Raw genomic sequence first — 6,711 nt, 5'->3', positions numbered from 1 at the left:
GCCGCGATAGGTCAGGTTGTCCGCTGCGACGACGGCCTTGGCGATCTCGACCACCGCCGGGGTTGTCGTCACACCGCAGCGCCCGGCACCGCAGTCAATTTCCACGAAGACACCCAGCCGGGTGCCTGCCTTGACGGCCGCCGCCGACAGGTCCGCCACGTTGGCGACATCATCGACACAGACGATCACCTCACCCCCGCTCAGCTTCGGCAGCTGGACGAGACGCGCGATCTTGCCCGGATCGCGGACCTGGTTCGAGACGAGGATCTCCTGGATGCCGGCGCGGGCAAAGACCTCGGCCTCGCTGACCTTCTGGCAGCAGACGCCGATAGCACTGCCCAGGTCCATCTGCAGCTTCAGCACATCGACGGATTTGTGCATCTTGCCATGCGCGCGGTGGCGCATGCCATGCGCCTTGGCATAGTCGCCCATCTTCCTGATGTTGCGTTCAAGCGCGTCGAGATCCAGCACCAGAGCAGGCGTCTGGATATCGGCGGCATCCATGCCCGGCTTGGCGGGAATGTCGAAACCGACCTCGTAGGCGTCCAGGTCAATCGAGTCTTTCATGGGAATTCTCCTGTTCAGCCCTGCATCCAGGGCAGTTTGTCCAGATCGACGTTGCCGCCGGTGATGATCACGCCCACGCGCTTGCCACGAAACGCGTCGGGGTTCTTGAGGATGGTGGCCAGCGGCACGGCGCTGGAGGGTTCCATCACGATGCGCAGGTGCTTCCAGATCAGCTTCATCGCATCGACGATTTCCTGTTCCGAGGCGGTGTAGATCTCGGACACGTGGTGCGACACGAAATGCCAGGTCAGGTCCTTGAGCGGCACCAGCAGACCGTCAGCGATGGTCCTGGGCGCATCATCGGCAATGATGTGACCCGCCTTGAAGCTGCGATAGGCGTCGTCGGCCTGTTCGGGCTCGGCGGCGATCACCTGTGTTTCCGGCGCCAGCGTCGCCAGGGTCAGGCAGGTGCCCGAGATCATGCCGCCGCCCCCGATCGGGGCCACCACCATGTCGAGCCCGTCGGTCTGCTCCATGAATTCCTTCGAACAGGTGCCCTGCCCCGCGATCACGCGCGGATCGTTGTAGGGGTGGACGAAATCACCACCCGTCGCGGCCTGCACCTCGGCGAACGTCGCCTCGCGCGAGGTCGTGGAGGGCTCACATTCGGTGATCACGCCACCATAGCGACGCACCGTATCCTTCTTGGCCTGCGGCGCGGTGCGCGGCATGACCACGTTGCAGGGGATGCCCCGCAGCATCGCGGCATAGCTCAGGCACGAGGCATGATTGCCGCTCGAATGCGTCGCCACGCCCTTGGCCGCCTGCGCCTCGTCGAGGCCAAAGACCGCGTTGGTGGCCCCGCGCACCTTGAACGCGCCCGGCTCCTGAAAGTTCTCGCATTTGAAGAACAGCCGGCACCCCGCCAACTCGCTCAGATAATCCGACACTCGCACCGGCGTACGACGGATATACGGCGCAATCCGATCATGCGCACAAAGCATGTCCTCGTAGGAAGGAATATACATTCCTGGTCCCTCCCTCAGGCTGCTTTCAGCACCGAGGCGGCGCTATGTGACCGGAAATACGCCTGAGCGGCGGCAACACCCGACCCAAGCGGAACATCAAGTCCCAGATCGGCCATGCACATCTCGGCGGTGGCGATGCCCGACAGGGTCATGACATCGGTCAGGCTGCCCAGATGGCCGATGCGGAACACCTTGCCCGCGACCTCGCCCAGCCCGACACCAAAGGCGACACCATATTTGCTGGCGGCATGGGTCACGATATCGGTGGCGTTGAACCCCTCGGGCGTACGGATGGCGCTGACCGTGTCGGAATAGACATCCGGCGAGGCCGCGCACAGATCGAGCCCCCAGGCCCGCACCGCTGCGCGCACGCCTTCGGCGATGCGGTGGTGGCGGGCAAAGACATTCTCCAGCCCCTCGTCCAGCAGCATCCTGCACGCCTCGTTCAGCCCGTTCATCAGTCCCACCGCGGGGGTATAGGGATAGGCGCTGTTGGCATAGCCCCTGGCCATGTCATGCACATCGAAGAAGGTGCGCGGCAGGGTGCCGGTGCGGGTCGCCTCCATAGCCTTGGGGCTGAACCCGACAATCGCCAGCCCGGCCGGCAGCATGAAGCCCTTTTGCGAGCCGGTGACGGCCACATCCACCCCCCAGTCGTCGAAGCGGAAATCCATCGATCCGATCGAGCTGACCCCATCGACGAACAGAAGCGCCGGATGCTCCGCCTTGTCGAGCGCGCGACGCACCGCCGCGATATCCGAGCGGACCCCGGTTGCGGTCTCGTTATGGGTGGCCAGAACCGCCTTGATCCTGTGTTCGGTGTCGGCCGTCAGGATCTCTTCGTAACGATCCGCAGGCAGACCCTCGCCCCAGGGGGTTTCGACGACCTCGACCGCCAGCCCATGACGCTGGCACATGTCGATCCAGCGATGGGAAAACATGCCGTTGCGCGCGGCCAGCACCCCGTCGCCCGCCGACAGCGTATTGGTCAGCGCGGTTTCCCAGCCCCCGGTCCCGGTGGAGGGAAAGATGAAGACCTCGGCAGTTTCGCTTTTCAGCACTGCCCGAACCCCCGCCCGCGCCGGGTGCAGGATTTGCCCGAACAAGGGCGAGCGGTGGTCGATCGTCGGCATGTCGCAGGCCTTGCGCAGGCGTTCCGGGATATTGGTCGGCCCAGGGATGAAAACGGGGTTCTGGAAACTCATCTTGTGCCTCGTTCAGCGGATTCGGTGTCCTATCATCAACCGGGCACGACCCCTTGACAATTTTTTTGAAAATGTTTTTCACACTAGACAAATATCCATTTATATGTTTACTAACAAATACCTATAGTTTTTCATCTCTCCGAAGTGCGAAATCTGAAAAACGAAGAAACGACAGGAGTGCAGCGGTTTGGCGACGGAAAAACGGAAAAGAGGGCGGCCCAAGGCCTTTGCCGACAAGAGCGAGCAGAACACCAATCAGTCGCTCGACCGGGCCATCGACATCCTCGAATGCCTCGCCTCGGCGCGGGGGCTGACGCTGTCAGAGGTGGCGGACCGGCTCGACCTGGCGCCGGCGACGGTGTACCGGGCACTGCACACATTCGAGAGCCGCCGTCTGACCGAGATCGACCCGGAAACCCAGACCTGGCATATCGGCCCAGACCTGTTCCGACTGGGATCCGCCTTTTTGCTGCGCAGTTCGCTGGTCGAGCGCGCCCGCCCCGTTCTGCGCAAGCTGGTGGAAATGACCGGAGAAACCGCCAATATCGGGATCGAACGCGATGGCGAGATCCTGTTCCTGAGCCAGGTAGAGACCCAATCGAACATCCGCGCCTTTTTTCAACCCGGCACGCGCGCGCCGTTGCATGCCTCGGGGATCGGCAAGGCGCTGTTGTCGCAATACGACCGCGCCCGCATCGACAGGCTGCTGCCCGATCCACGGCTGGAACAGTTCACGATGAAGACGCTGTTCGACAAAGAGCGTCTCTTGGCCGAGCTTGACCTGATCCATCGTCGGGGCTGGGCGCTGGATGACGAGGAACGCACCCATGGCATGCGCTGTGTCGCCGCCCCGATCACCGATTTCACCGGCGAGGCGGTCGGTGGCATCTCTGTGTCCGGCCCCTCGGACAGGATGCCCGACGAGCGGTTGACAGAGATCGGCAACCTCGTGCGGGACGCGGCGATCGATCTGTCACGCAGGTTGGGCGCCCCGGTGCGGGCCGGTTGAGGTCGGCGGCAATTACAGCGATCACCTATCGTGGCCCTGCAATGACGGGGAGTATGCCGATCATCGGGCGGACGGATGTTTCGCAGGCTTTCGTGTCTTGTGAACAACGAAACACATGGCGCGCGTCGGGCAGTGTCAGCCAGCGACGGAGCGAATGTCGATACCCATGCGTCCCGCTGCGCGCTTGAATTCGGATCGGGCCATTGCACGGCGATGTACCTCGTCCGGCCCATCGGCAAGCCGCAGAGCGCGCTGCGCCGCATACATCCACGCCAGCGGCGTGTCATCGCAGACACCGGCCCCACCAAAGGCCTGAATCGCATCGTCGATCACCTTTGCAGCCATGCTCGGGGCGGCAATCTTGATCATTGCGATCTCGTCTTTGGCCGCCTTGTTGCCGACAGAACCCATCATCCACGCCGCCTTGAGACAGATCAGGCGGGTCATTTCGATGTTCAAACGCGCATTGGCGACGCGTTCTTCCCAGACCGAGTGCATGCCGATGGCTTTGCCGAATGCCTTGCGGCTCAGCAGTCGGTCGGTCATCAGTTCCAGCGCCCGCTCGGCGGCACCGATAGAGCGCATGCAATGGTGGATCCGTCCAGGACCAAGGCGCCCTTGCGCGATTTCGAAACCCCGGCCCTCGCCGAGCAACACATTCGAGACCGGCACGCGCACCTCGGCAAGCGATACCTCCATATGACCATGTGGCGCGTCGTCATAGCCAAACACGGGCAGATGGCGTTCCACCGTGACACCGGGCGTGTCCGCGGGCACCAGCACCATGGATTGCTGCGCATGAACCGACGCCGAGGGGTCAGTCTTGCCCATCACGATAAAGATCCGACAGCGCGGGTCCCCCGCCCCGGAAGACCACCATTTCCACCCGTTGATCACATAGTCGTCGCCATCGCGGCGCATTTCACATTCGATATTTGTCGCATCCGATGAAGCAACATCCGGTTCGGTCATCAGGAAGGCCGAGCGGATTTCACCCGCCAGCAACGGACGCAGCCAACGATCCTTCTGCTCCTCGGTTCCATAGAGAAAGAGCGTTTCCATGTTGCCGCTGTCGGGAGCGTTACAGTTGAATACTTCGGGCGCGATATGGCTGCGGCCCGTCAACTCTGCCAACGGTGCGTATTCCAGCACCGACAGCCCGGCGCCAAGTTCAGGATCGGGCAGGAACAGGTTCCACAAGCCCTCGGCGCGCGCCTTGGCTTTCAACTCTTCGATCACCGGCGGGACCGCCCAACGGGATGACGCCTGGCGTTGTTGTTCATGATACACCTGTTCGGCAGGATAGACATGGGCCGCCATGAAGGCGGCGAGCCGGGCTTCGTATTCTCTGGCCTTGGGGGATGGTGCAAAATCCATGAAACGGCCTCCTTGTCGTTGCCTAGGGTCAGCTTTGCGCCGCGATCTCTGCCAGGCGCATACGGTCCACCTTGTCCACGGGCGTGCGTGGCATGGTGTCGATCACGCTGATGCGCTTGGGCACCTTGAAATCCGCCAGCCGCCCCCTGCACCAGCCTTTGATCTCGTCGGCGGTCAACTCGGCGGCCAGTTCGACAAAGGCATGACCCACCTGCCCCCATTGCGGATCGTCAACGCCCAGTACGGCGGCCGCCCGAATGTCCGGATGCGCCTCGAGCGCGATCTCGATCTCGCGCGGATAGACATTGAAGCCACCCGATTTGTACATTTCCTTGCTGCGTCCGCAAAAAACGAGATAGCCATCCTCGCGGATCTTTGCCCGGTCACCCGTGTGCAGGAACCCGTCTGCCGTAAAGGCGGCGGCGCTGGCTTCGGGATTGTCCAAATAGCCTGCGAACGGATGCGGGTTTCTGACCTGCACCTCGCCTTCGGTTCCGATGGGCACCGGAACATCGGCCTCGTCGGCGATGCGCAACTCAAGGCGAGGATCAGGTTTGCCCGTCGTCTGCAACAGGATGTCCACGTCTCGAGTGGGCGGGGTAAAGACGATGGGACCGTTGCTTTCGGTCATGCCGTATTGCTGCGAGAAAACCGCGTCGCTCGCGCTCATCAGCCGCTTTAGCACGGCCTCGGGGATGGGTCCCGCACCCCAGCTGATCGCCTTGATCGAAGACAGATCCGTCGACCCGAAGTCGGGATGATCGACAAGCCGCGCAAGCATCGCGGGAACGCCACTCAGGATCGCCAGGTTCTCTTGCTCGACCGTCCTCAGCGTGACTCCCGGATCGAACTGTTCCGAGAGGATCATTTTTCCGCCCGACACCATGGCAACGCCAATGCCACTGGCCAGTGCGCCGATGTGATTGACCGGCAGGTCGATAAGCTGCGTCGGGGCCGGCAGATCGAACCGGTCCGTGTGCAGTGTATGCGAGCGGAACGCCAGACCGACATGGGTGATCAGAGCGCCTTTTGGCTTGCCGGTCGACCCGGAGGTATAGATCACCACGGCTGGCTGTTCGGGGTCCAGCTGTTCGAGCGCCACATGCCACCGGGCCATGGCGGTATCGCGAGGGACCGGAGCAGGCAGGCCCTCGATCATAAACTCTTGCTGGAAGCGGATGATGTCGAGCCCCAGCTCAGCTTCATGGCCTGCCAGGTCTTCGGAAAGGTCCCGGTTGCCGATACGGGTCATCGACATCAAAAGCGTCACATCTGCGTCGATGAGGATTTGCGCCTGTTCACGGCGCTGATAGCGGGGATTGATACCAATCCACGTCGCCCCTACTAGCCAGCACGCGAGCATGGACAGGATGGCTTCGGGTCGCGGGGGAAAAATTGCGGCGACACGGTCGCCCTGTTTTACCCCGTGGTCGCGTAGAACATCGGCTTGCGCCACCGCGAGGCAGGCCATCTCGGCAAAGGTCAGGCGATGAGCGCCAAAAACAAGCGCTTCCTTGTCCGGTTCACCAGCCAGAAACGGTTGCAATGCATGTAGAAGCGATTGGGGCGGTTTCATGGTCGTCCT

The 6,711-nt window shown here is 62.4% G+C and carries 6 protein-coding genes; 1 reads left to right on the top strand and 5 read right to left on the bottom strand.

Features of this window, described 5'->3' with window-relative positions; genetic code table 11:
- The 3 genes from AC2FNA_RS21475 to bhcA form a co-directional block, all read right to left on the bottom strand.
- Positions 1-567 (bottom strand): alanine racemase (locus AC2FNA_RS21475; protein WP_496830072.1); only part of this gene is annotated, 567 nt, incomplete at its 3' end.
- Between the two features lie 14 nt (positions 568-581).
- Complete coding sequence (gene bhcB, locus AC2FNA_RS21470) at positions 582-1,535, bottom strand: beta-hydroxyaspartate dehydratase BhcB (RefSeq protein ID WP_234143796.1); 954 nt, start codon at positions 1,533-1,535, stop codon at positions 582-584.
- Between the two features lie 14 nt (positions 1,536-1,549).
- Positions 1,550-2,740 (bottom strand): L-aspartate--glyoxylate aminotransferase BhcA, encoded by a 1,191-nt coding sequence (bhcA, locus tag AC2FNA_RS21465; protein WP_496830069.1) that lies wholly within the window; start codon positions 2,738-2,740, stop codon positions 1,550-1,552.
- A gap of 187 nt (positions 2,741-2,927) precedes the next feature.
- Between bhcA and bhcR the strand changes: the two genes are divergently transcribed.
- Positions 2,928-3,749, top strand: coding sequence for an HTH-type transcriptional regulator BhcR (bhcR, locus tag AC2FNA_RS21460; RefSeq protein WP_496830067.1), 822 nt, complete (start codon positions 2,928-2,930; stop codon positions 3,747-3,749).
- Between the two features lie 135 nt (positions 3,750-3,884).
- Here the strand turns inward: bhcR and AC2FNA_RS21455 are convergent, their stop codons facing one another.
- Both AC2FNA_RS21455 and AC2FNA_RS21450 read right to left on the bottom strand, forming a co-directional pair.
- A complete protein-coding gene (locus tag AC2FNA_RS21455; protein WP_496830065.1) occupies positions 3,885-5,126 on the bottom strand; it encodes an acyl-CoA dehydrogenase family protein in 1,242 nt (413 codons plus the stop codon).
- Positions 5,127-5,154: 28 nt separating this feature from the next.
- Positions 5,155-6,702: a class I adenylate-forming enzyme family protein gene (locus AC2FNA_RS21450; protein ID WP_496830063.1), complete on the bottom strand. Its 1,548-nt coding sequence runs from the start codon at positions 6,700-6,702 to the stop codon at positions 5,155-5,157.
- Between the last annotated feature and the right edge of the window lie 9 nt (positions 6,703-6,711).

Source organism: Ruegeria sp. YKSD163 (genome assembly GCF_059612905.1).
The sequence above is the reverse complement of the archived record's forward strand: the minus strand, read 5'-3'. Positions and strand labels throughout refer to the sequence as shown.

What these genes read in the sequence shown, in the direction of transcription:
- bhcB (WP_234143796.1), bottom strand. Translation starts at nt 1,535, where the DNA reads ATGTATATTCCTTCCTACGAGGACATGCTTTGTGCGCATGATCGGATT.
- bhcA (WP_496830069.1), bottom strand. Translation starts at nt 2,740, where the DNA reads ATGAGTTTCCAGAACCCCGTTTTCATCCCTGGGCCGACCAATATCCCG.
- AC2FNA_RS21455 (WP_496830065.1), bottom strand. Translation starts at nt 5,126, where the DNA reads ATGGATTTTGCACCATCCCCCAAGGCCAGAGAATACGAAGCCCGGCTC.
- AC2FNA_RS21450 (WP_496830063.1), bottom strand. Translation starts at nt 6,702, where the DNA reads ATGAAACCGCCCCAATCGCTTCTACATGCATTGCAACCGTTTCTGGCT.